This is a genomic window from Mycobacterium sp. DL99 (genome assembly GCF_004762045.1).
In the GTDB taxonomy this organism is placed as follows: Bacteria; Actinomycetota; Actinomycetes; order Mycobacteriales; family Mycobacteriaceae; genus Mycobacterium.
Map to the genome: position 1 here is coordinate 4,450,234 of NZ_SJOM01000007.1, position 25,438 is coordinate 4,475,671.

At 66.8% G+C, this 25,438-nt stretch carries 16 protein-coding genes; 6 read left to right on the top strand and 10 right to left on the bottom strand.

The window, feature by feature from the left end:
• Window positions 1-26 precede the first annotated feature (26 nt).
• From EYZ64_RS21720 to EYZ64_RS21730, 3 genes are all read right to left on the bottom strand, one after another.
• Window positions 27-9,275, bottom strand: a complete 9,249-nt coding sequence (locus EYZ64_RS21720) for a type I polyketide synthase (protein ID WP_135456594.1) — start codon at window positions 9,273-9,275, stop codon at window positions 27-29.
• A gap of 536 nt (window positions 9,276-9,811) precedes the next feature.
• A complete protein-coding gene (locus EYZ64_RS21725) occupies window positions 9,812-10,546 on the bottom strand; it encodes a DUF1906 domain-containing protein (protein ID WP_135456596.1) in 735 nt (244 codons plus the stop codon).
• 99 nt (window positions 10,547-10,645) lie between these two features.
• Window positions 10,646-11,287, bottom strand: coding sequence for a MerR family transcriptional regulator (locus EYZ64_RS21730; RefSeq protein ID WP_286175084.1), 642 nt, complete (start codon window positions 11,285-11,287; stop codon window positions 10,646-10,648).
• Window positions 11,288-11,606: 319 nt separating this feature from the next.
• On the opposite strand from EYZ64_RS21730, the gene EYZ64_RS21735 reads away from it, so the two are divergent.
• Entirely contained in the window at window positions 11,607-12,875 is a 1,269-nt protein-coding gene (locus EYZ64_RS21735; RefSeq protein ID WP_135456598.1) for an MFS transporter, read from the top strand.
• Here EYZ64_RS21735 and EYZ64_RS21740 read toward each other — a convergent pair.
• On the bottom strand, window positions 12,860-14,080 hold the full coding sequence (locus EYZ64_RS21740) for a low temperature requirement protein A (protein WP_135456600.1): 1,221 nt from the start codon (window positions 14,078-14,080) through the stop codon (window positions 12,860-12,862). The genes EYZ64_RS21735 and EYZ64_RS21740 overlap by 16 nt on opposite strands.
• Before the next feature lie 212 nt (window positions 14,081-14,292).
• On the opposite strand from EYZ64_RS21740, the gene EYZ64_RS21745 reads away from it, so the two are divergent.
• Window positions 14,293-14,880: an AfsR/SARP family transcriptional regulator gene (locus EYZ64_RS21745; protein ID WP_135456602.1), complete on the top strand. Its 588-nt coding sequence runs from the start codon at window positions 14,293-14,295 to the stop codon at window positions 14,878-14,880.
• 135 nt (window positions 14,881-15,015) lie between these two features.
• Here EYZ64_RS21745 and EYZ64_RS21750 read toward each other — a convergent pair whose 3' ends face one another.
• From EYZ64_RS21750 to EYZ64_RS21770, 5 genes are all read right to left on the bottom strand, one after another.
• Window positions 15,016-15,654, bottom strand: a complete 639-nt coding sequence (locus EYZ64_RS21750) for a twin-arginine translocation pathway signal (protein ID WP_135456605.1) — start codon at window positions 15,652-15,654, stop codon at window positions 15,016-15,018.
• Window positions 15,651-16,541: an Rv1363c family protein gene (locus EYZ64_RS21755; RefSeq protein WP_135456607.1), complete on the bottom strand. Its 891-nt coding sequence runs from the start codon at window positions 16,539-16,541 to the stop codon at window positions 15,651-15,653. Before EYZ64_RS21755 ends, EYZ64_RS21750 begins: the two co-directional genes overlap by 4 nt.
• A gap of 143 nt (window positions 16,542-16,684) precedes the next feature.
• Window positions 16,685-18,160: a FadD3 family acyl-CoA ligase gene (locus EYZ64_RS21760; RefSeq protein WP_135460173.1), complete on the bottom strand. Its 1,476-nt coding sequence runs from the start codon at window positions 18,158-18,160 to the stop codon at window positions 16,685-16,687.
• A gap of 11 nt (window positions 18,161-18,171) precedes the next feature.
• The gene (locus EYZ64_RS21765; RefSeq protein WP_135456609.1) at window positions 18,172-19,362 is read right to left on the bottom strand and encodes an amidohydrolase family protein; all 1,191 of its coding nucleotides are present in this window, start codon (window positions 19,360-19,362) and stop codon (window positions 18,172-18,174) included.
• A 79-nt stretch (window positions 19,363-19,441) separates the two neighbouring features.
• Window positions 19,442-21,022, bottom strand: coding sequence for an AMP-binding protein (locus EYZ64_RS21770; RefSeq protein ID WP_135456611.1), 1,581 nt, complete (start codon window positions 21,020-21,022; stop codon window positions 19,442-19,444).
• A gap of 58 nt (window positions 21,023-21,080) precedes the next feature.
• Here EYZ64_RS21770 and EYZ64_RS21775 point away from each other — a divergent pair, with 58 nt between their 5' ends.
• A complete protein-coding gene (locus tag EYZ64_RS21775) occupies window positions 21,081-21,797 on the top strand; it encodes an enoyl-CoA hydratase/isomerase family protein (RefSeq protein ID WP_135456613.1) in 717 nt (238 codons plus the stop codon).
• A gap of 87 nt (window positions 21,798-21,884) precedes the next feature.
• Here the strand turns inward: EYZ64_RS21775 and EYZ64_RS21780 are convergent, their stop codons facing one another.
• Window positions 21,885-22,409: a VOC family protein gene (locus tag EYZ64_RS21780; RefSeq protein ID WP_135456616.1), complete on the bottom strand. Its 525-nt coding sequence runs from the start codon at window positions 22,407-22,409 to the stop codon at window positions 21,885-21,887.
• Between the two features lie 88 nt (window positions 22,410-22,497).
• Here EYZ64_RS21780 and EYZ64_RS21785 point away from each other — a divergent pair, with 88 nt between their 5' ends.
• The 3 genes from EYZ64_RS21785 to EYZ64_RS21795 all read left to right on the top strand — a co-directional run bounded on the left by EYZ64_RS21785 (window position 22,498) and on the right by EYZ64_RS21795 (window position 25,426).
• Window positions 22,498-22,965, top strand: coding sequence for a Zn-ribbon domain-containing OB-fold protein (locus EYZ64_RS21785; protein ID WP_167858165.1), 468 nt, complete (start codon window positions 22,498-22,500; stop codon window positions 22,963-22,965).
• The gene (locus EYZ64_RS21790) at window positions 22,955-24,103 is read left to right on the top strand and encodes a thiolase family protein (protein ID WP_135456619.1); all 1,149 of its coding nucleotides are present in this window, start codon (window positions 22,955-22,957) and stop codon (window positions 24,101-24,103) included. The genes EYZ64_RS21785 and EYZ64_RS21790 overlap by 11 nt, the downstream gene beginning before the upstream one ends.
• 90 nt (window positions 24,104-24,193) lie before the next feature.
• Entirely contained in the window at window positions 24,194-25,426 is a 1,233-nt protein-coding gene (locus EYZ64_RS21795; RefSeq protein ID WP_135456621.1) for an amidohydrolase family protein, read from the top strand.
• Window positions 25,427-25,438 lie beyond the last annotated feature (12 nt).

The following is a 25,438-nucleotide window of genomic DNA, read 5'->3' on the forward strand; positions in this document are numbered from 1 at the left end:
CCTAGCTCACCTCTCCGTGCACGCACTCACCGCACATAGAGATCGTCGTCACCGAGTCGAGCGTCGGCATTCAGCAACATCGCTGCTTCCTGACGCTTCTCCGGCACGTCGTGGTCGAACCGGCGATCGGCGGGCTTCTCGTACATCGGACGCCCACCGGCGATCGCCCCGGCCAACCGACGCTGACCGGCGAGCGTGCGCTGCTCGGCCCGCTTGCGGTAGTCGTCGCGCTCGGCCGGATCCAACGCTGCGATGAACGCCTCCGGGTGCACCAGGGCAACCAGGCCCGACACGTGACCGAACCCGAGGCTGGTGACCAGACCGGCCTTGATCGGGAACTTGCCGCGCAGGTCGAGGGTTTCGCGCACCCAGACGAAGTGGCCGGAGGTGGCCAGCTCGTCGTCGACGCAGTCCAGGCTGCGGTTCGGCGGGATGACGCCGTCGCGCAGGATCTGGCACAGACCCATCATCTGGAACACCGCCGCGCCGCCCTTGGCGTGCCCGGTCAGCGTCTTCTGGCTGACGATGAACAGCGGAGCACCCTGTGAGCGACCCATCGAGTCGGCCAGCCGCTCGTGCAGCTCGGTCTCGTTGGGATCGTTGGCCAGCGTCGAGGTGTCGTGCTTGGAGATCACCGCGATGTCGTCGGCGCCGACGCCCAGCTTGGCCAGCGAGCGGGCCAGCTGCGAATCCTTGCCGCCACGCCCGGCGCCCAGGGCACCCAGGCCCGGAGCCGGGATCGAGGTGTGCACACCGTCGGCGAAGCTCTGCGCGTAACCGACGACGGCCAGCACCGGCAGGCCCATCTTGACGGCGAGATCACCGCGGGCCAGCAGGATGGTGCCACCGCCCTGGGCTTCCAGGAAGCCGAGACGACGACGGTCGTTGGCGCGGGAGAACTTCGAGTCGCTGATGCCCTTGGCCCGCATCGTCTCGGTGTCGGCGGTGGCCGCCATGTCACCGAAGCCGATGATGGCTTCCAGGGTCAGATCGTCGAAGCCGCCGGCCACCACCAGGTCGGCCTTGCCGAGACGGATCTTGTCGACCCCCTCCTCGACCGAGACCGCCGCGGTGGCGCACGCGCCGACCGGGTGGACCATCGCGCCGTAGCCGCCGACGTAGGACTGCATGACGTGTGCCGCAACGACGTTCGGCAGCACCTCCTGCAGGATGTCGTTCGGCTTGGACTTACCCAGCAGGTTGCCGTGGTACATGGTCTGCATCGAGGTCATGCCGCCCATGCCGGTGCCCTGGGTGGAGGCCACCAGGCTCGGGTGCACCCAACGCATCAGCTCGGTCGGGGTGAAACCCGAGGACAGGAACGCGTCCACTGTCGCCACGATGTTCCACAGCGCCACCCGGTCGATCGAGCTGGCCATGTCCGGGGTGATGCCCCACACCGTCGGGTCGAACCCGGTGGGGATCTGGGCACCGACCGTGCGCGACAGCTTGGTCTTGCGCGGAACCCGAATCTCGGTGCCCGCCTTGCGGATCACCTGCCAGTCACCGGAATCCGGCACCGGCAAGGCCACAGTGTGCTCGGGGTCGAAGGACACGAACGCCCGGGCGTCGGCCTCGCTGGACACCACGAAGCTGAAGTCCTTGTCCAGGAACACACTGACCAGCAGCGGCGAGGCGTGATCGGGATCGATCGCACCGTCGTCGACGAACTCGCGGATGCCGCAGCGCTCCACCACGGCGTCGTGGTAGCGCTCCACGATCTCCGATTCGGGAACCAGCTCACCGGTCTGGGTGTCGTACCAGCCGGCCTTGGGATCGTCTTCCCACTTGACCAGACCGGTCGTCCAGGCCAGTTCCAGCACGCCGGCCGCCGACAGCTCGCCGGAGACCTCCATCTCGAAGCGGGTGCGCGACGAGCCGTACGGCCCGAGTTCGGCACCGCCGACGATGACCACCAGGTCGGCCGGGTCGACGTCGAGATCGGCCCACTCCGGCGCGGGGGCCGGGTTGTGTCCACGCGGCGGGGACGGCAGTGCGGCGATCGCGCCTTCGTCCTCGTCGTCCTCGGATTCGCCTGCGGCACTGGACATGTCTTCACGGGCCTTGGCAGCCAGCTCGGCCATGTCGATCTTGATGTCACCCAGTCCGCCGGTCAGATCCGCCTTGACCGGGGCGTTGGCCGCGGCCACCTTCGCGTCCACCGTGCACAGGTTCAGCAGCATGGCTGCCATCTCGGCGGTGGTGTAGGTGGTGACGCCGGCCTCCTCGACCGCGCTGACGATGGCATCGTTGTGCCCCATCAGCCCGGTGCCCTTGGTCCAGCCGATCAGCGCGTGCGCCAGGCTGACCCGGTCGGCCCACGAAGCTTCGGCGCTCCAGCGGTTCACCAACGCGTCGAGCGCGGACTTGGATTCGCCGTAAGCGCCGTCGCCGCCGAACATGCCGCGGTTGGGCGAGCCCGGCAGCACCACGTGCAGCCGTGAGGCGATGTCGCGCTCGGCACCGATCGTCGACAGCCCGCCGATGAGCCGCTGCACGGCCCACAACAGCACCTTCATCTCCATCTCGGAGCGTGAACCCGCCTCCGACAGATCCCCGGCCACGCGCGGTGCGGCGAACGGGAACAGCAGCGTCGGGGTCTGCGCATCCTTGAGGTGGATCGATTGCGGCCCAAGGCTTTCGATCTGCTCGCTACCGACCCACTCGACCAGCTTGTCGATGTCGGCGTAGGACGCCATGTTGGCCGGGACCACCCACAGGGTGGCACCGAAGCGGGCGTTCTCGCGGTAGAGCTCCTTGTAGAACGCCAACCGGTCGTCGTCCAGACGCGAGGTGGTGGCGATGACCGTGGCGCCGCCGTCGAGCAGCTGCCCGGCGACCGACGAGGCGATCGAGCCCTTCGACGCACCGGTCACCACGGCGACCTCATCGCTGTAGCGGCCCTTGCCCGGGTTCTCCGCGCCGGCCGCGATGCGACCGAACAGCGAGGCGTGGATGGTACGGCCGGCGGCCAGCGCCTTGCCCTGCCACCAATTCGCCTGCGTGGCAACGACATGTCCGGCACCCTCGAAGCGCTCCGACAGGCGCGGCCACTCGGCGTCGATCTCGCCCTCGTCAGCCAGCCACAGCTTGACCAGGTCCTCACGGGCGCTGGCCCAGCGGTCGTCGAACACGACAGCCTTCTTGGCGTCGAACGCCGGAGCCACCAATCGCGGCCAGTCCGAACCGAGTTCGGTGGTGACCAGGTCGATCAGCTCGGCGTCGGTCGCAGCCTCGGGGGCACCGACCGGAGCGTCCAGGCCGAGCTGGCCCAGCACCAGGCGGGCGGCCGAGGCCAGCACGCCGTCGGGACCCGTGACCTTCTCGGCGAACTCGTTCAGCGCGGCCGAATCCACCACACCGCCGCCACCGGCACCGCCGGCCGAGGGCAGGCTCACCGGCACGCCCTGGCGGGCGCCCACCGCGACGACCGCGGCGTCGATGACCTTGTCGACGTCGGCGGCAGTCGCCAGCGCGCCCGGGTGCAGAGCACCCAGATCGCCGCCGCGAACGCTGCTGCCCTCACGGGTGCCCAGCGCCACCTCGACGGTGACGTGCTTGGCCCAGCCCGGACCCAGCTCCCAGGTCTTGGTGACGCGCTCGGCGATGTAGGCCGGGCGCTTGCCCGACGGGCCGAACACGGTGCGCAGCTGATCGTTGATGGCGTCCGAGAGCACCGGGCCGAACGGCTTGTAGGTGCGGGCCAGCTTGCTGACCTGTCCCTTGAGCGCGCCCAGGTCCGCCTCGGCGGCACCGTCGATGGCACCCAGGTTCAGCTCGGAGCCCAGGTCCACCAGCAGCTGATTGCGGCGCGAGGACGCACCGTCGGTGATGGACTCGATCGAGTCCAGCCCCTCGATCTGGTCGATGCGCATCTTGGCGCTCAGCGCGATCAGACCCACGGTGGCGTCGGCCGCGTCGAACGTGATGTCGTCGGGCCGTGGGCCACCGGAAGGAGCAGCCGGGGCGGCTGCCGGGGCCGGGGCGGCCTCAGCAGCAGGAGCGGCCTCGGAAGCCGCCGCCGGGGCCGCTTCTTCGACCTCAGGCTCCGGTTCCGGGTCGGTGTCGCTGGCGAACAGCACCGCGGCATCGCGCTCGGCGTTGAGCACCTCGACGGTGCTGTGGGCGTACTCGGGCAGCTTCAGCGTGTTGGTGGCCAGTCCGGCGACCGTCGGCGCGTTCTTCACGCCGATCTCGACGAACCGCTCGACGCCGAGGCCTCCCGCAGCTTCTTCGATGAACAGCAGGTCCTGGGTTTCGATCCAGCGCACCGGGCTGGCGAACTGCCAGGCGAGCAGCTCGATGACGACCTTGCGCATCAACTCGCTGGGCTTCTCGTTACGCCAGGTGTCGTAGTCCGCGAGGATCTCGTCGAGCGGCTCTGCCGGCACCAGGTCGCGGATCTCCTGGATGAAATCGCGGTCCAGCGTGAACGGGCGGGGCACCAGGTTCGGGACGTAGCGCCCGACCACCAATTCCGGATCGCGGTCGCGCGGCAGGACGCGTTCCAGGCTGCGCCGGAAGTCGTCCACGCCCACCCGCAGCACGCTGGAGTGGAACGGCACGTCGATGCCGGGCACCAGGATGAAGGACCGCTTGCCGCCGCTGATCTCACGGCGCCGCTCGACCTCTTCCTCCAGCGCTTCCAGGCCCCGCACGGTTCCGGCGATCGCGTACTGCGAACCGCGGAGGTTGAAGTTCACGATCTGCAGGAATTCACCTGTGCGCTCGGCGATCTCGGCGACGAAGCTCTCGACATCCTCGTCGGCGAGGTCGATCTGCGACGGCCGGATCGCAGCCAGCCGGTAGTTGGACCGGCCCCGCTCATCCCGCGGCACGATGTCGTGCATCTTGGAGCCACGGTGGAACACTGCCTCCAGCAGACCTTCGAGCTCGATGACGCCGGACACGCAGGCCAGCGCGGTGTACTCGCCGACGGAGTGACCGCAGGCGATCGCGCCCTCGACGAACGCGCCCTGCTCACGCATCTCGGCGACCTGGGCCGCAGCCGTCGTGGCCATCGCGACCTGGGTGAACTGGGTCAGGTACAGCACACCTTCGGGGTGCTCGTAGTGCACACCGGAGGCGATCAGCGACGTCGGGTTGTCGCGGACCACGTGCAGCACCGAGAAGCCCAGCGTGTCACGGGTGAACTTGTCGGCCTTGTCCCACACCTTGCGGGCGGCCTTGGACCGGGCCCGGACCTCCATGCCCATGCCCTTGGACTGAATGCCCTGGCCGGGGAACGCATAGACGGTCTTGGGCGCCGCGAGCCGCGCGGTCGCGGCCATCACCAGCTCCGAGCCGATGCGGGCCTGAACCTCGACAACCTCTGCGCCGACGTCGATTCCGACCCGGTCGACGCGGAAGTCGACCTCGTCGCCCGGCTTGACCATGCCCAGGAAGCGGGCGGTCCAGCCGACCAGGTTGGCCGGCGGGATCGGCTTCCCGTCGGTGGCGGTGACGACGTGCTGCGCCGCGGCCGACAGCCACATGCCGTGCACGATCGGCGATTCCAGACCAGCCAGCAGCGCGGCTGCCCGGTCGGTGTGGATGGGGTTGTGGTCACCGGACACCACGGCGAACGGCCGCATGTCCACGGGTGCACCGACCGTGACGTCGCGCCGGCGACGACGCGGGGTGTCGGTGGCGTTGTCCGAGATCGCACCGCCGGCCCGGACCGGGTCGGTCAGCTCGGCCTCGCCGGTACGGCCGCGGATGGCGAACCGCTCCTCCAGCTTGGCCAGCTCGGTGCCGTCGGAGCTGCGCACGGTCACCGAAACCGGCACAACTCGGCCGACCTCGGTGTCGTAGGCGGCTGAAGCCGTTGCGGTGACGGCCAATTCGGCGGGCTCGGCAGGCAGCGCAGCCAGCAGGTGCGCGGCGTGGTCCAGGTGCACCAGGCTCAGCAGACCTTCGACGACCGGGAATCCGGAGTCGGTGACAGCCGACCCGATCGCGGCGAACACCGCGGGCCAGCAACGACCGACCAGGGCATCCGGGACCACGGTGAGCGTCGGCGCCAGCGGCGCACCGAAGGTGGCGGTGACGCCGGTGTGATCGGCGACCTGCTCGGGGTTCCAGGCGACGGTGACCTTGGCGGTCCCGTCGACGACGGGAGGCAGCGCGTCCGGTCCGTCGACGCCCGCGGCGATGGCGAGCACGGAACGCATCGCGGTCGCGGCGTCGGCGACCTCGACGACGGGTGCGCCACCGCTGCGGATGGCCTCGGTCAGGGTGAACCGGATGTCGATCCAGGTTCCCGACAGCGGCACCGACAGCACCACGTGCTGATCATCGGCGACCTCAAGGCGGGCTCCGGTGGAAGCGTTTGTGGCGGAACGGTTCTCGCGGACCTGCCACTCGGCAGCCGGGGCGATCCGGTGCACCGGGTTGACCGAGGTGCGACCGGCCCACAACACGTCGGGGGCGTCGAGCAGCACGGCCAGCGGACCGGTCACATCGCCGCGGCCCTGACGGCGCGACAGCACGGCCTGCGGCTGGGCGCCGGCGGCCAGCGCCTCGTCGACGGCGGCCTGCTCGAAGCGGTCCAGCAATTCACCGACGGGCTCGTCGACCCGGGTGATGCCGGCCACCGCGGCGGTGCCGGGGATGACGCACACCTGATCGGCGTCGTAGCGCGCATCGTGGGCCTGCCACAGCGAGTCGCTGCGCCACCACCGGCGCACGTCCTTGTCGATCACCGGGACGAAGTTGACCGGCTTGCCCAGCGTCTTGCACAGCTCGACGAAGAACGGCACATCGGCCGGGTGCAGCTGCACCGAAGCGGCGTCCGGGTAGGCCGAGACCAGCGCGGCCAGCGCGGCCTTCGGGTCCTCCAGCAGCGCCTGGCCGTCGCCGTCGGCATCGAACAGCGTCTCGATCGAACCGAAATCCTGTGCGTGCAAACGTGCTTCGGCGCGCTTGAGCATCTGCTCGAAGCGGTCGCGCCAGGTGATGTCCAGCCACGGCGAGTCGTCACGCTTGGTGTCCGCGGTGCTGTTGCCCTCGCCGATGGACAGCTCGATGTAGCGGCGCAGCCACTGCAGGTAGGTCATGTCGGCGACATCACCGAAGTACGGCTTGGCGGTGTCGGCCATCGCGGCGATGATCTCGTCGCGGCGCGCGGCCACGGCGTCGGCGTCACCGGCCACCTCGTCGAGCAGCCGGCCGCAGCGCGACGCGGTGTTGTCGATCTCGTGGATGTCGGCGCCGAGCTGGCTGCGGCCGGAGGCCATGCCGCCCGAGGCCTTGCCGGCGCCGACCCATGCCTCGGTGCCCTTGGTGTCCACCAGCAGCTGCTTGACCTGCGGGCTCGTGGTGGCCTCAAGGGCGGCCATGGCGGCGGTGCCGACCAGGATGCCGTCAATCGGCATCAGCGGGTAACCGTGGGTGGCCGACCAGCGGCCGGACAGGTATTCCGCGGACCGCTCGGGGGTGCCGATGCCACCGCCGACGCAGATAGTGATGTTGGACCGGCTGCGCAGCTCGGAGTAGGTGGCCAGCAGCAGGTCGTCGAGGTCCTCCCACGAGTGGTGGCCACCGGCGCGGCCGCCCTCGATGTGCACGATCACCGGCTTGGTGGGCACCTCGGCCGCGATCCGGATGACCGAGCGGATCTGCTCGACGGTGCCCGGCTTGAACACCACGTGGCTGATGCCGAGGTCATTGAGTTCGCCGATCAGGTCGACGGCCTCTTCCAGGTCCGGGATGCCGGCACTGACCACGACACCGTCGATCGGCGCACCGGACTGGCGAGCGCGCTGCACCAGCCGCTTGCCACCGACCTGCAGCTTCCACAGGTACGGATCGAGGAACAAGGTGTTGAACTGGATGGCCCGGCCGGGCTCCAGCAGCTCGCCCAATTCGGCGATGCGATCGTTGAAGATCGGCTCGGTGACCTGCCCGCCGCCGGCGAGCTCGGCCCAGTGGCCGGCGTTTGCTGCGGCCGCGACGATCTTGGCGTCCACTGTGGTGGGCGTCATACCGGCCAGCAGGATCGGCGAGCGTCCGGTGAGCCGGGTGAATTTGGTCGAAAGCTTGACCGATCCGTCGGGCAGGCTCACCACGGTCGGGGCGTAGCTCGACCACGGCCGGGCCACCTCGGGCACCGCACCGATGGTGAACAGATTGCGCTGGCCACCGCGGGTCGCGGCGGGCACGATCCCGATGCCGAGCCCGCGGACCACCGGGGCGGTCAGGCGGGTCAGGATGTCGCCGGGGCCGAGGTCCAGAATCCAGCGGGCGCCGGCCTCGTGCAGTTCGGTGATCTCGTCGACCCAGTCCACCTGGCTGACGAGGATGGCTTCGGCCATCTCGCGGGCGAGCTTGACGTCGATTCCGACGGCCTCGGCCCAACGGGCGACGATGTCGACGCCGTCGGCCAGACGGGGGGTGTGGAAACCGACTTCGACCTGCACCGGGTCGAAGACCGGAGCGAAGACCGCGCCGCCGCGGACTTTGCTCTTGCGCTCGGCCTCTTCCTTCTCAGCGATCTGGTTGCAGTAGAGCTCGAACCGCGACAGCTGCTCAGGTGTGCCGGTGATCACAACGGAGCGCCGGCCGTTGCGGATGGACAGCACCGGGGGCAGCACGGTGCGGACGTCCTGGCTGAACTCTTCGAGCAGTTCATAGATGCGCTCGGGCTCGGCATTGGTGACCGACACCATCGGCGGACGGTCACCCAGCACGGTGATCCCGCGGCGACGGGCCACCAGGGTGCCTGCCGCGCCGATCAGCTGCGCCAGCGCCAGCAGCTGCACATCCCTGGCGCCCTTGGCGGCCAGGGCCTCGACGGCCAGCACGCCCTGGGAATGCCCGGCGACGGCCACCGGCGGGGTGGCGGCCAGGTCCATGCCCTGACGGGCCAGTGCGCGCACCGCGGCGATCTGGGTGAGCAGGACGCCGGGCACCGACACGGCAGCAGAGGTCAGCTGCTTGTCGGACGGCACCGGCTCCTCGGCGGCCAGCGCGCGAACCCACTGCAGCGGCTCGAACCCGATAGGCCGCACCACGACGAGTTCGGCGGCCACCGGCTCGAGCAGCAACTCGGCCTCGCCGGCCAGGGTCGCCAGTTCGGCCTCGATACCGGCCGAGGACACCAATTCCTCAAGAGTCTCCAGCCAGGCGCTGCCCTGGCCGCCAAAGGCGACGGCGTAGGGCTCTCCGGCGCTCAGCCGGTCGACGAGGGCGTGGGTGGAGTCAGCCTGCCGACCGTCGGATCCTGAGTCGTCGTTGCGACCGGCGGACACCCGGTCGTGTTCGTAGATCGTCACTGGCGCTATCTCCTCGGTGCTGCTGTGGTTCTGCGGTGAATGGTGTCGCGTGTGGCTGTCGCGGTGCGGTGCTCGGTGTCTGTCTGCATGTCTGGGGCGGTGTGGGCTGCCCGGGCGACAGGCCAACGGCGATTCAGCGTCGAATCAGGCTGGAATGCCGGCCGCCGGAACTCTCCGGACGGTGTCACTCACATTCCCGCCGTACTAAGAGTGTCATAAGAGGGGGTAGGCGTTTTCCGCCCAGATTGGTTACTGGCGAGTTCTACGCATGGGTAACCGCCGGTAACGTAACGCAGCACAGACTGGCGGCCAAAGCCATTCGGGACAAACGTCCTGCTGGCGGGTGGTTACGGTCGAGTAGCCATAACTGCGCAGATCAAGGCAGTATTGTTATCGAATCGTTACCTAAATTTTCCGTCGCATCCGAGGCTCCCGAGCAGCCGCGATCCAGCAGACAATCGGGCCGATTCTGTCCAGCGAATCTCGCGCATCCGAGCAAAAAGTTTGCTGAAATATCTTACTCGTCGGTAACTATTTCAGTCCCACTGACCAAATCGCGGCTTGAGGATGTGGTTGATGTCCACGCCGATCCCGCCGACGTTGCGCTTGTCGATCTCGACCTGATGCAGGTGTGCGGCAGGGTGGGCGACCCGGCCCGGCGAGCCCCAGTTGTGCTGCCAGAAGTACGAGCCCAGCCCGTCCTGCAGAGCCCATTCGATCGTCTTGGAGTTGGCGTACACGCCGACCCGCTGGTGCCCCAGCACGGCCTCCCAGCCGCGTAGATACGGCGCTACCTGCTGCTTGTACTGCTCATAGCTCGGATCATCGTCGATCGACGTGTAGATCGGCGCCCCCACCGATCCGCCCGCAGAGGAGTGCAACTGCCAGCCGCGCTTGGCGTGCTGAATCCCGGCGTTCTGCCCGCCCAGCCAGTCGGCGGTGTGCTCCTTGCCGTACTGATAGCAGGACACGATCTTGAGGCCGTTCTGGTACAGATCCCGGGTTTCGGGCAACTGAATCGGCTTACCGAGCATCCACGCACCGCCGGGCCTGCGGTCGGAGACATAGCGAATTGCCCCGATGGCTCCTGACGTGCGGATATCGGCAGCAGGGATGACGCCGGCGGCGTAATCGAGCAGGACACCCAGCGGCGCGGCGCCGGCCGGAGGGGCGGTCACTCCGGCGCCGACCGACGCCAGGCCGGTACCCAGCCCGATCAGCGCGGGTGCAGCCGCCGCGTATTTGAGCAGGTCGCGTCGGGATATCGACACGTGCCTCAGATTACGACAAGTTCCTCAATATTCACTTCAACGCCACCGACCACAGGTACATCAAGGTTCACACCTGCCCCGATTGGGTCTGAACAGGCCTTATTCAGCGGTTGCCAAACGGGTCCGCAGGGCCCGCTCCAATCCGACCGAGACCACGGCCTGGGCCAGCTCCCGCAAGTCGGTATCGGACGAGACGCCCCGGCATGCGGCGAGCGCCGCGACAGCCGACTCGGCCACCTGTTCGATCGCGGCATCGGTCGACCTGGCGAGGTGGGCAATGATCCGGATGCAGCGCCGCTGGTCCTCGGCGCCGGTGACCAGCGCGGCCAATGCCGGGTCGACCACCTCCGCGGGGGCCTCGACGCGCTCTGGGCCCTCCAGGCCCTCCACGATGTCCAGCAATCCGAACTCCACGAGCGTGCGGACATCCTCGTCGGCCGGATCCACGTTCAGTGTCAGTGTTTTCGGCCGGCACCAGTCCGAGGCCTGGATTCCCAGAGCACCGGGCAGATCCTTGCCGCCACGCAAGCCCGCGAAGAACTCGGCGATGTGCGCCGAGTTGAAACCTTTGGCCAGTAGCTGGCTGATCGCGGTCAACTGAGCCAGGTGCCGCTCGCCGTAGTACGCCGAGCGCCCGACGCGCCGCGGCGAATCCAGCAGTCCGCGCTCACGATAAGCGCGGATATTGCGAGCGCTGACGCCGGAAATACGCGCCAGGTCTTCCAGACGATACTCAACCAAGCCGACGTCCTCCGCGTCGGATTGAACAGCGATTCATGCCGACACCCTACTCCCCGATTAATACTGCGAGCGAATTCACGGCTGAGCGACCCCGCCGCCCTCCATGTACATAAGCAGCCCGGTTATCTGCACATATGCCGCACCACCTGTTCCCAGTTACACGTGAGAGTGCATTTTCAGCCAACTCTATGAATCGCGGCAGAGCGGGCCTCGAGACGAAATTCACAGCCGCGACAATCAACTCCGGTCGCTTGGCCACCCATGAGTGCGAGAGCATGTATGCCTGCCCCGAGAAACACATTTGACGAAAGGTGCCCGCGTGCGTCCCTGGATCGTTTGGGCCACCGGACTACTCGCGTACATCATCGCCGTGCTCGACCGCACGACCCTCGGCGTCTCCGGCCTGCAGGCCGCCGACAGATTTGCCGCGAGCCCTGGCGTGCTGTCCACGTTCGTCGTGCTGCAGGTGATCGTCTATGCCGCGGCCCAGGTACCAGCCGGACTGCTGCTGGACCGGTTCGGCTCCCGTGTGCTCATCGTCTGTGGGGCCGCGCTGATGACCGCCGGCCAACTCGTGCTCGCACTCAGCGAGTCGCTACCCGCGGCGATCGGTGCGCGGGCCATCGTCGGCCTGGGCGACGCATTGACCTTCATCTCGGTACTTCGCTTGGTGCCGTACTGGTTCGAGCCGGCGCGCGTTCCGTTGGTGGCACAGCTGACCGGGATCTGCGGTCAGCTCGGTCAGGTCCTGTCTGCGGTCCCGTTCCTCGCGATCCTCACCGGGTCGGGGTGGACACCGGCATACCTGTCGGTCGCAGCGTTCGGAATCGTGGTGATCGTGTTGGCGCTGGCCCTGATCCGCAACACTCCGCACGGCACGGCGCTCACGTCCGAGCCGATCTCCCTGCACGCCAGCCTGTCCCGTATCAAGACCGTCTGGCTGCGACCCGGCACCAGGCTCGGATTCTTCACCCATATGGGCACCCAGTTCTCGGTCACGGTGTTCGCGCTGATGTGGGGAGTGCCCTACCTGACGGTGGCGCAGGGACTTTCGGAGACCGCAGCAGGCTCGCTGCTGACTGTCTCAGTGGTGGCCGCGATCTCGGCCGGGATCATGATCGGCGTATTCACGGGCCGGCATCCGCACCGCAGATCACGTCTGGTGCTCTGGATCATCGCCAGTAACGCCCTGGTGTGGACCGTGGTGCTGGCCTTGCCCGGCCCGGCGCCGGTGTGGTTGTTGGTGGTGCTCATCGTCGTCATCTCGGTGGGCGGTCCCGGTTCGATGGTCGGATTCGACTTCGCCCGCACCTTCAATCCGAGCCACACGCTCGGGACCGCCCAGGGCATGGTGAACATGGGTGGCTTCCTGGCGGCACTGCTGGTGATGCAGGCGATGGGCCTGATCCTGTCCGGCGCCGACAGCTACTCTTTCGCATCGTTCCGGCTGGCCTGGTCAGTGCAGTACGCGGTCTGGATTCTGGCCACGATCGGAATCCTGATCACCCGCCACAAGACGCGCCGCCTGCTGGCGGCCGAGCAGGAACGAATGTTGTTGGAAAGCTTCGAGACTCACCCTGGCCGGTGAGCGTCCAGGCGCCGACCGACGATCTCGGCGGCGTGCCGGTGCCCGACCGCCTCGAACCCGACGACCACCACCAGCGGTGCCGCGGTAACGACCAACAGACACGCCGCCATCGACGTCCCGTTTGCGGCCAGCGCCACCGCGGCCACGAGCGCCCCTGCGGCCAGCGCCAGCAACAGCGCGTGCAGCAGGTCGAAATCCCCCACAAGAAGTGAGTAGATGACGAACATCGCCGCCAGGTAGACGCCAACCGGAATCGCCACTGCCAGCACGGTACCGACCGAACTCAGCTTCGATTGACCGTCGACGTAGTACGCCGCCACGTGCAAGCCGGCGCCGGTGGCCACGATCGCCGCGTACACCGCCAGGTGCAGATATCCGTACCAGAACGAGAGTGAGCGCTGGGCGTGCAGCAATGCGCCGGCCGGAACCAGGAAGTACACCCACCACATCCCGAAGGTCAGCCCGATTCCGGAAGCGACGAGCAGGATGGCGTCGGTGGACCAGCCGTGCTCCCCCACCGCCGCGGTCAGGGACGCCACCGTGCCGACCACTCCTTCACCCAACGCGATGATCGCGAGCAGCCCGTAGCGCTCGGCGACGTGATGGGCGTGCCACGGGGTGCCACCCATCCACCGCTCGGCCAGGATCGGTCCGCTGATCTCGACGACCATCAGCGCCAGGGCGGTGACGAAGAAGACCGTCAGCGAGGTCTGTACGAAGATCTGCACCACCCACCCGATCTGCGCGACGACGACCGCACACGCATAGGTCAGGCACGCGGACCGGCGTGGCGGATCCTGCGCAGCGGCCCGTAACCACTGCCCCACCATCGCGATTCGCATCACCACATAGCCCGCCACCATCACCACGTTGTCGACGTGCCCGCCGTGTTCGATGGAGGTGAACACCGGCGGTATGCCCAGCGCCAGGATGATGACGCCGACCATCTGGAGCATCGTCATCACCCGGTAGATCCAGTCGTCGGTGTCGTAGGCGGAGGCGAACCAGGTGAAGTTCATCCACGCCCACCAGATCGCGAACGCGGCGAACCCAAAACCCGCCAACCCGGCCGACACGTGCCCCTCGGCCATCAGATGCGCGAATTGTGCGGCGGCCACCCCGAAGGCGATTACAAATGTCAGGTCGAACAGCAATTCCAGCGGAGTCGCCACCCGGTGCTGCTCGTGCGGATCGCGTCCGGCCATCCGGCTCAGCCGGTGGGTTTGAACCGGACTAGGCCTGACTTCGTTCACCCTGGTATGCCCCTTCTTCGCCACGTGTCACCGCAATTCCATCGCATCTGGACGCCGGACCGAGGATTCGCGGCGGCGTGGTCGCAGAAACTCGCCGAAAAAACTCGAAATACGAGTAGTGCACTACTGATGTCAGAGCCGCGGCCACGCTCGAGGATGATGTTGTGTCCAAGCAATTCACGCTGAACGTCCTCGGCGAGTTCGCCGTCTACCGCGACATGGAGCCGGTGGTCTTGCCGCCGTCCTGTCGCCGGTTGGTGGCGTTGGCCGCTGTGAAGCGCCGCGAGCTGCACCGCAGCTGGGTATGCGACCTGCTGTGGCCGGGCAGCCCGCCGCACAAGGCGGTGTCCTCGTTGCGATCCGCGCTGTGGCGATTGCGACCGTTGGGCGCAGACGCCCTGCTCGTGGTGCGGCACCAGTACGTCAGCCTGGCCCCCGAGGTGAAGGTTGACTGGCACGAAGCGCTCGCATTGCACGAGGCAATGGCGGTGATCGACGGACGACCGGCACCTTCGGTCACCCATCCCGCCCTGCACCGGCTGGTCCGAAGCCGCGACCTGCTCGAAGGTTGGCCCGACTCCTGGTGTGCCGCTGAGCGCGATCGTTACCAGGCCATCAAGCGGTCTGTCCTGGACACGCCCGACGGCGCCGCACCGAGGCAGGTAACGCACTACGTGGTCCCAGGCTCACCGCACCGTCCCGGGTTGCACGTGAGCCGCCAACACAACGGCAACGCGGGGTGCCGGCCATGAGTGCGCTATTGCTGGGCCTCGCTGTCTTCAGCGCAGTGATCACCGCGCTGGCGGTGCACGAACTACAGACGTGGCTGGAGCGATGGGCGTACGAGCGTCACGCTCAGGACTGACGGCCCCTCGCTGGTAGCGCCGTTACACCGGGTCGAACGACGAGATCAACCAGTTGCCGTTGATCTTGCTCATCCCGACTTTGACGGCGCTGGCCGTGAAACTCCCGTTGGGGTTCTCGGCGCTCGTCGTGGCCTGGTTCACGAACACCAGCACCACCGCTGAATCGGGGTGGATCTCCGAGACGGCCGAACGCACGACCGCCGCAGTGGTCTTGACCGACTTCTGCTTGGCGGCGGGGGCGACGATCTCCTGCGTGAACTGGGTGTAGTACGAGAGAAAATCTCCGGTCAGATGTGACTTTGCGGCCGTGAAATCGCGGTCGAGACTGTCCGGCGCGTAGGTCAGGAGCGCCGTCGTGCCTTCGCTGGCCGCCTTGAGCACAGTCGCCGACGCTGCCGGACCGGTCTGCTGGTCAACGCGGAACTGCGCGAAGTACAGCCATCCGGCCAGGGCGGCCGACGCGATCAGCGCCACCACAAGTGCCAGCGGGAACCACAGCATCTTCAGCCGCTGCCGCCAACCTCCCGGTGGCTCAGAAGCAGCCGTGTCGCTGTCGTCGGCCGCATCGGTCTCGGCCTGCTCCTCGGCGCCCGCTTCGATCTCGACTGCCGTCTCGGTGTCGGCTTTCTCGGTCTCTTTGATGTCCTGGTCCAGGGTCACGGCACGAACTCGACTTTCGACAGCTTGATCTGGTCACCTTCGCGGACCATGTTGACGGCCACTCGCCACGGCCGCGGTTGCTTGTTGGCCCCGGTGGTGTTGGTCACCTTGGTGTTCACTGCGACCAGCACAACGGCGTTGTTGTCGCTCATGGTGTCCACCGCGGCGCCCGTCACGTTCGCCTCGGTCACCACCTTTGCGTCCTGGGCCAGCTTGACGAAGTCCTTCGACTGCGCCTCGAAGTCCTCCCGGAACTCGCCCGTCGAGTTGTCGAGGATGTTCTTGACGGCATCTTGAGCGTGGTTGAAGTCCAGCGACATGAGGGTGACGACGGTCTGGCGGGCGGCAGCGGTGTACTCGGCCGCCAACTGCTGGCGATGCTCGGCCTGGCGGTTGTGCCAGATCATCCAGCCGCTGAATCCGAGCAGTCCAGCGATGACGATGAGCGTCAGGCAGGTCGCGAGCACCTTCCAGAACAGACCTGAAACCCGCACCCGCGGGAGTCGGCGGGCCGACGTGCCCTCGGCGGCCTCTGGCTCTGCCTTTTCAAGCGGTTCGGCCTCAACGGCCCCTGCCTCTGCGTCGACGCCGGCGGTGTCGGTGATCTCAGGGGTATCGGACTCGTCGGCATCGGGGACGTCGGCAGGCTCGGTTGTCGGCACTTCGTCAACCGGACCGTCGGCCACGGTCGCGTCCGCGGCGTCCTTGTCGGCGTCGGCCTGGTTACGCAGCCGAATGGCGCGGGCCCTGGCCCGCGCGGCGGCCGCAACGGCCTCGGCCTCTGCGGCCTCCGCTTCGGCCTGTTCAGCCAGTTTCAGTGCGTCGCTCGGTGACGCGTCATCTTCGCTAGTATCGATTACCGGCGACGAAGGCTTGCGGGACGGCATGCCGACCTCCTGTCCGTTCAGCAGCCTGCTTAACGAGAATTACGTTATCAGTTTGCGGTAGTGACCCGAGAGTACATCATCGACAGCAGGCGCATAAATGCGCATTTACCTGCGGAAATGATGTTTACGCACTGTGTGCTCACTTAGCCCGGACTCGCCGTTACCCGCGCCTCAAGCTCATTCTTCATCACCTTGCCGGTGGCATTGAGTGGTAGTTCGTCGAGAAACTCGACATACCGGGGCACCTTGTAGCCAGCCATGCGCTCGCGGCTCCAGGCGATCAATTCCTCCGCAGCGATCGCCGCGCCGGGCTCGTCCCGCAGCACCACGAACGCCTTGCCGACCTGCCCCATCCGCTCGTCGGCGACGCCGATGACGGCAACCTGGGCAATCGCCGGATGCTCGAGCAGGAATCCCTCGATCTCGGCCGGGTAGGCGTTGAAGCCTCCGACGATGAACATGTCTTTCTTACGGCCGACGATCCGCAGCCGTCCGGACTGGGTGAACTCGCCGAGATCTCCGGTGTGCAGCCAGCCGTCGGGATCGATCGCCTCGGCGGTGGCCGCCGGATCGTCCAGGTAGCCCTGCATCACGTTGTAGCCGCGCACCAGCACCTCGGTGTCGTCAGCGATGCGCACGTCGATCCCCTCGCACGGCAGCCCGGCGGTGGTGGCCACATCCTCGGCCGAATCACCCGGACGTGACAGCGTGACGTTGCCCGCCTCGGTGAGGCCGTAGCCGGTCATCAACGTCTGGAACGGCAGCTCTTCGCGGATACGACGCACCAGTTCCACCGGGATGTCAGCGGCACCGGTCACCCCTGCCCGCAGCGTCGCCAGCCGGTCACGGTCCGCTACGGCCAGCAGCGAGTGGTAGAGCGTGGGCGGGCCCGGCAGCATCGTGATGCGTTCGCGCTCAATCAGTTCCACTACGTTGTCGACGTCGAACACCGCCACCGGCAGCATCGTCGCACCGCGCAGGAAGGACGCCACCAACCCGGCCTTCAACCCGAAGGTGTGGAAGTACGGGTTGATCATCAGATAGCGATCGCCCTCGCGCAGATCCGCCAGGGTGGCCCACTCCTCGTAGGCCCGCAGCGTCTGGCGATGGTTCATCATCGCACCCTTGGGCCTACCGGTGGTGCCCGAGGTGAAGATGACATCGGCGATGTCGGTGGGCTCCACATCGCGCGTGTACGGGCTTCCACTACTCAGGAAGTCGGACTTCAGATCGATGGTCGGAACATCGAGATCAGTCTCTGAGAAAGTGAAATCCTGTCCGAGGAAACCCTTTTGGACCAATACCGCCTTGGCACCGCTGCGCGCCACCACGTCGGCGGCCTCTTCGGCTTTGAACCGGGTGTTGACCGGAACCAGCACGCCGCCGGCGACCATGATCCCGAACGCGGCGATGATCCACTCGGCGGAGTTGGGGGCCCAGACCGCGACCCGGTCCCCCTTGGCGATGCCGAACTCGACGAACGCACCCGAGGCTTTCCGGATGCGCTCGACCAGTTCGGTGAAGGACAGACGCAGCGGACCGTCGACGACAGCTTCGGCATCGCCGAAACGGTCCGCTGCACTCAAGACCATCGCGGGGATGGTCTGCCACTGATTGATGTGTCGGCCCCTTAGAGCGTGACCAGGCGGCCCAGGTTGCCGCCCATGATCTTGGCCTGATCCTCGACGGCCAGGTGCTCGAGCGCGGTCACGTAGTGGGTCGGCTCGGCCAGGCCCTCCGGGTGCGGCCAGTCGGAGCCGTAGAGCACCTGGTCCACGCCGATCAGGTTGATCAGGTCGTCGATGCCCTCTTCGTAGAACGGGCTGACGTAGATGCGGTTCTTGATCTCCTCGATGGGGTTGCCCAAGAAGGCCTCCGGGGCCTTCTTGTAGACCTCGGCCATCGAATCCAGCAGCGGGAACATCCATTTCGACCCGGCCTCGACGATGCCCACCTTGAGCTTCGGGAAGCGGAACAGGGCACCGTGGATCACCCAGGAGGCCACCGCATCCTGGATCGGGCGCCACTCGTTGAGGATCGACATGGCATTGGTCTGGAACGGCAGCATCTCCTGCACCGTGCCGTCCCATTCCGAGGTGTAGCGCGAGTAGCCGCTGTCCGAGGAGTGCATGCCGACGAACACGTCGTACTCGACGCAGCGCTCCCAGAAGGGGTCGAACTCGGGCAGCGCGAACGAGCGCGGGCCACGGAAGCCGGGCACCGGGGCCGGGCGGATCAGGATGGCGCGTGCGCCTCGCTTGACCGCCCACTCCAGCTCTTCGATCGCCTTCTCGACGATCGGCAGGGTGATGACCGGGGTGGTGAAGATGCGGTTCTGGTAGTTGAAGCCCCAGACCTCGTCCAGCCACTGGTTGAGCGAGTGGACGATGACGTGGATGGCGACCGGATTGTCGCGCAAGCGCTCCTCGATGAGGCTGGCCAGCGTCGGGAACATCAGGCTGCGGTCGACGCCGAGTTCGTTCATCAGCTCCAGACGCGGCTCCGGCTCGAAGAACGCCGGGATGGACCGCATCGGCTCACCGAACAGCTCGCGCTTGCTCTTGCCGTCCGGGTTGCCGAACTTGAAGTACTCCTCCCAGGCACCCGGCTTGGCGACATGCGAGAACGTGGGGTTCGGGATGTAGTTGCTGATGTGGCCGTCAATCGCGATCTTGGTGCGGCCGTTGACCTCGACGTACTGGACGATGTCCTTGTACTCCTTGGGGAGGTACTTGGTCATCGCCTCCGGCGGCTCGTAGAGGTGGTTGTCCGCGTCGAACAGCGGAAACGGAATGTCGACCCTATGCGACAGTTGTCCCATGGAAAACTCCTTTGCAATTCGAGAGAATCATATTCTCACTTGATAGCTGCCGCAATGCCCAGCTCGGCCCGAGGGCTGCTCACCGGGCGATTGCAGCAATCTCCTGACGGATGACGAACTTCTGAACCTTGCCGCTGGCCGTGCGGGGAAAATCCTCGGCCTGATGTAGCTCTTCCGGCCATTTCTGCCGGGCCACCCCGCAGGACTCGAAATGCGCCCGTACCTGATCGAGGGTGGGCATCGTGCCGCCGTCGCGCACCCGAAGGACCGCGGCCACCCTCTCGCCCAGCCGCGCGTCTGGTGCGGCCACCACGATCGCCTCGATCACATCGGGCAGGCCCAGCAGCACCTCCTCCACCTCGAGCGCGCTGATGTTCTCGCCGCCCCGGATGATGAGGTCGGTGGTGCGGTCGGTGATGGTCAGGTACCCGTCCTCGTCGAGCACTCCGATGTCACCCGTGCGATACCAGCCGTCGGAGTCGAAATGCTTTGCGGTGAGGGCATCGTCGGTATAGCCGAGGCACAGATCCGGTCCACGGCTGAAGATTTCGCCGTCCGACCCGAGCCGGATCTCCACACCGGGACGCACATTGCCATCGGTGTAGAGGCGCTTGGCCTCCGGCGCCCCTGCGCCGGATCCGGTTATCGACGGATGTTCGGTGCTGCCATAGGAACGGAAGACGAACAGGCCCAGATCGGCCAGTCGCCGGGTGACGGCCGCGGGCACCGTCGAGCCGCCCAGGCCGACAGTGGTGAACCGGGCCAGATGGCGTTCGTTGAACTGCGGATGGTCCATCAGGCTGGTGACGAAATACGGTGGCCCGCCGCCGATCGACAATCCGTCCCGCTCGATCAACTCCAGCACCTTGCCCGGATCCCAGACGTCGCACAGATCGATCGGGGCACCCTCCAGCACCGGGATCAGGAACGCGCCGAGCATGCCGATGAAATGCCCGACGGGCGTGGCGGTGAGCTGACGACCCCGGTCCGGTGGATAGTTCTCCAGCAACTGGCGGGTTTCGAAGCCCAGCGTCTGATGGCTGTGGATAACGCCTTTGGGCTCGCGGGTGGTTCCGGAGGTGAAGGCGATCAGGGCCGGGGCCGCGGGATCCGCGGTCAGGGTGCCGTCCATCGGCTCGTCGGCCAGCAAGTCGGTGTACGCGTGAACATGCTGCTCGCGCGAGCGCTCGTCGGACAGGCCGACCAGGCCGACCAGGCCGACGATCGGGACATCGGCACACAGATCGGGCTCGAACTTCATCCGGCCGAACTGCTCGGTGGTGATGAACACCTTCGGTTTCGCCGTGGCCATGATGTGGCCGAGTTCCTTGCGTCCGTAGAAGTGCACGATCGGCACGGTCACCGCACCGAGGAATGCCGAGGCCCAGAATGCGACCGCGGCCTCCATCCAGTTCGGTAGTTGCAGGGCCATGACGTCACCGGGTCTGACTCCGCGATCGCGAAGCCCGGCGGCCAGGCGCCGGGCGGTGCGCTCGACCTCGCCGAAGGTGCCCCGGTACGGACGAGTCGCGGAGTGCACGTAGAACTCGGCATCAGGGCTGGCGGCCAAACCGTCGGCCAGCATCTGCCCCAGGGTTTCCGGCCGCCACCAGCCTTCTTCGACGTACCGTTTGGTCAGCTCAACGGGGATGTCGCGCACAACGGTGATGCTATTCTCATCAAACGAGAATGCCAATCCCGGAACTGGAGAACGTTTGATGGTCGACCTCGAAATCGACGGCGAACTGGCGGTCATCACAATCGACCGACCGCAGGCACGCAACGCCATCTCGCTGGACACCATGGATGCGCTGAACAAGGCGCTCGACGGGGCAGCCGGCGCGTCCGCTCTGGTGATCACCGGCGGCGGCGACCGCGCCTTCGTCTCCGGGGGCGACCTCAAGGAACTGGCAGCACTGCGCACCGAGCTCGAGGCTTCCGAGATGGCCTGGCGGATGCGCACGATCTGCGACCGCATCGCCGGTTTCGACGGGCCGGTAATCGCGGCGCTCAACGGCCATGCCCTGGGCGGTGGGGCCGAGGTCGCGGTCGCGGCAGACATCCGGATCGCCGCCGATGACATCAAGATCGGCTTCAACCAGGTGGCCTTGGCGATCATGCCCGCCTGGGGCGGGGCCGAACGACTCGCCACCCTGGTCGGTCGCAGCCGGGCGCTGTTGCTGGCCGGAACCGGTCGCATCCTCGGCGCACGCGAGGCCGAGCAGGTCGGCCTGATCGACCAGGTCGTCCCCCGGGCCGAGTTCGCCGAGACCTGGCGGTCGACGGCGCAGCTTCTGGCCCGACATCAGGCCGCTGAGGTCAAGCGGGTGATCAACGGGGTGTCGACCACCGAGGCGGTCGCGGCCTTCGCCCGGCTGTGGTGCTCGGACGAGCACTGGGCTGCCGCGGACAAAGTGATGAACAAAGGCAAATAAGCGCGCCGTTGGCGACCGCCTGTCGAATGGCCGGTTCCGACACGGCCGTTGCGAGAAAATGTGTCACAACTGGCCGCTCGGCCGACGTCAGCCGCCCAACTCCCGAACCGGATCGCTGCCGTCCCAGTCGGCGGCCTGCGCGCGTACGAAGGCGGCCATGCCGGCCGAGGCGTCGGTCAGCTCCATGACCTCGACGATCGAGGCACCTGCCGGCGGCTCGAAGTACGCGAAACGCACCCCCTCCCCTTCCCCGCCCGACCACACCTGGGGCCAGCCCTCCTCGCCGAGCTTGTCCATCGCCGCATCGAAATCGTCTGCCCAGTAGGCAAGTTGGTGAAAGCCTCCCGCGCCGGCGCCGCCGAGGAACTCGGTGAAGATGCTGGGCGTGTCATCGAGTTGTTGGATCAACTCGACCTGCAGGTCACCGCTGTTGGACAGCGCGAGGGACAGTTTCACCTCGCACGGCGCGCCCCGGTAGGTCACCCGCTGCGGCAGGTCGCGGATCACGAACCACGGACCGACACCCATCTTCAGCCAGCCCGCTATCGCATCGTCCAGGTCGGTGACCACGTACCCGATCTGGCGGACCTCCCCCGGTAGAACCTCGCTCACGCCGCCTCCATCTGTCCATGCCGTCTCAACTGCATCGAGGAGCCTACCGAGAGTCGGTTCTCACTAGACGAGAATTGCATTTCCAGTTATCGTCAGCGACGTGTCAACTCAGAAGGCTCTGGCGCCCGAGATCTCGACCTGGCCCGATACCGAACCCCAGCTGATCGGCAGCCGCTGCACCGACTGCACGGCCACCACGTTCCCCGCCCAGGCCCGCTGCCCCAAATGCTCCGGCGGCAACACCGAACAAGCCCTGCTGCCCCGACGCGGCACCGTCATCGCCTGGACCACCCAAGGCTTCCCACCCGGCGCCCCCTACAAAGGCCCCACCGGCAAAGCCTTCGTCCCCTTCGGCGTCGGCCTCGTCGAACTCACCGACGACACCGGCCCCGTCATCCGCGTCGAAGGCCGCCTCACCGAAAACGACCCCGCCAAACTCCAATTCGGCATGGACGTCGAACTCACCATGATCCCGTTCACCACCGACGAAGACGGCAACGACGTTGTCACCTTCGCCTTCCAGCCCGTCCAGAAGGGCCGCGCACATGACCAATGACGTAGCCATCATCGGCGTCGGTATCCACCCGTTCGGCCGCTTCGAAGGCAAGTCCGCGATGCAGATGGGGGTCGACGCGATCTTCGCCGCGGTCGCCGACGCCGGAGTCGACTGGAAAGACATCGGCGCCGCCACTGGGGGCAGCTGGACGGTGGCCAACCCGGACGCCATCGTCGGGATGGTCGGGCTGACCGGCATCCCGTTCACCAACGTATTCAACGCGTGTGCCACCGCAGCCAGCGCCACCAAGGCCTGCGCTGACGGGATCCGGCTCGGCGACTACGACATCGGCATCGCCGTCGGCCTGGACAAGCACCCGCGCGGCGCGTTCACCGAGGATCCCGCCCTGGTCGGGATGCCCAGCTGGTACGCCGAGAACGGCCAGTACCTCACCACCCAGTTCTTCGGCATGAAGGCCAACCGCTACCTGCATGAGCACAACATCTCGCAACGCACTCTGGCCAAGGTGGCCAACAAGAACTTCCGCAACGGTGCGCTGAATCCGAATGCCTTCCGGCGCAAGCCGATCAGCGAAGACGACATCCTCAACTCGACGATGCTCAACTACCCGTTGACCCAGTACATGTTCTGCGCGCCCGACGAGGGTGCGGCCGCGGTGGTGATGTGCCGTGCCGACATCGCGCACAAGTACACCGACAAGCCGGTGTACCTCAAAGCTGTCGAGGTCCGCACCCGGCGTTACGGCGCGTACGAGGTCAACACCACCTGCGCGCCGGTGGAAGAGGACGTGGCACCCACGGTGTACGCCGCGCGCGCGGCATTCGAAAAGGCCGGGGTAGCACCCGAAGAGGTCGACGTCGTACAGCTACAGGACACCGACGCGGGTGCCGAGATCATCCATATGGCCGAATGCGGGTTCTGCGCCGACGGCGACCAGGAGAAGCTGCTGGCCGACGGCGCCACCGAAATCGGCGGATCGCTTCCGATCAACACCGACGGCGGCCTGATTGCCAACGGCGAACCCATCGGCGCCTCGGGCCTGCGCCAGATCCACGAACTGGTGCGCCAACTACGGGGGCAAGCCGGCGACCGGCAGGTGCCCGGCAACCCGCGCGTCGGCTTCGCCCAGCTCTACGGCGCCCCCGGCACCGCAGGCGCCACCGTCCTGACGCTCTGACTTTCATCGCCGAGCAGACACAAAACTGCACATTTCCCGGCCGAAAAGGGCAGTTTTGCGTCTGCTCGCGGGAGAAAAGGAACCACTGACATGACCGAACAGTTCAGGGAAGCACCGATTTTCGATGCCGACCAGCACATGTACGAAACCGGCGATGCGCTGACGAAGTTCCTCCCCGAAAAATACTCACGTGCCGTGCAGTACGCGCAGATCGGCCGTCAGACCCGGGTGGTGATCAACAACCGGGTCACGGACTTCATCCCCAACCCGACCTTCGAACGCGTCGCGGCACCGGGGGCGCACGAGAAGTTCTTCGCCGGCGAGAACACCGAAGGTCTGACCCTGCGCGAGATGCAGGGCAAGGCCATCGACGCACCCGAGGCCACCCGCAACCCGGAGGACCGGGTCAAGGAACTCGACCGCCAAGGCGTGGTCGAGGCGCTGAACTATCCCACCCTGGGCAGCCTCGTCGAGCACTCCAGTGCCGACGACCCGCAGCTGACGCTGGCGATCGTCCACGCCCTCAACGAGTGGATCCTCGAGCACTGGGGTTTCAACCACGCCAACCGGGTGTTCTCCACTCCGATCATCAACCTGTCCGAAGTCGATGCGGCACAAAAGGAACTCGACTACATCCTTGCCAATGGCGCCAAGGTCGCGTTGATCAAACCGGGCCCGGTCAACGGACTGCACGGCTGGCGCTCCCCCGCACTGCCGGAGTTCGACCCGTTCTGGCGTGACGTCGAGGCCGCCGGCCTGCCGATCGTCCTGCACGCCAGCTATCCCCCGCTCGATGACTACGTCAACAAGTGGGAGCCGCCGTACACCCAGAACTTCATGGCGCAGAGCGCGTTCCGCTGGATGGTGCTGGGCCACCGCGAGATCGCCGACATGCTGACCGCGCTGATCTGCCACGGCACCCTGACCCGGTTCCCGAACCTGCGCATCGCCAGCGTCGAGAACGGCAGCAGTTGGATCTTCCCGCTGTTCCACGATTTCGCAGACCTGTACAAGAAGATGCCGCAGAACTTCCCCGAGCATCCGCATGACGTGTTCCGCCGCAACATCTGGGTGAGCCCGTTCTGGGAGGGCTGCGTGTCCGATGTGGTGGAGACGGTCGGGTGGGACAAGGTGCTGTTCGGCTCCGACTATCCACATCCCGAAGGGCTGGCCGAGCCCAAGGGTTTCTGGAAGTACGCCGAGGGCATGGACATCCGCCGCACTTATGACTTCATGGGTGACAATGCGCGGCGTTTCATGGGCCTGCCGATCGCCAACCCCGATCCGGAGGCAGTCAAGCCCCCGGCGCTGACCAGCTGCTGACCCGCTCTGCCG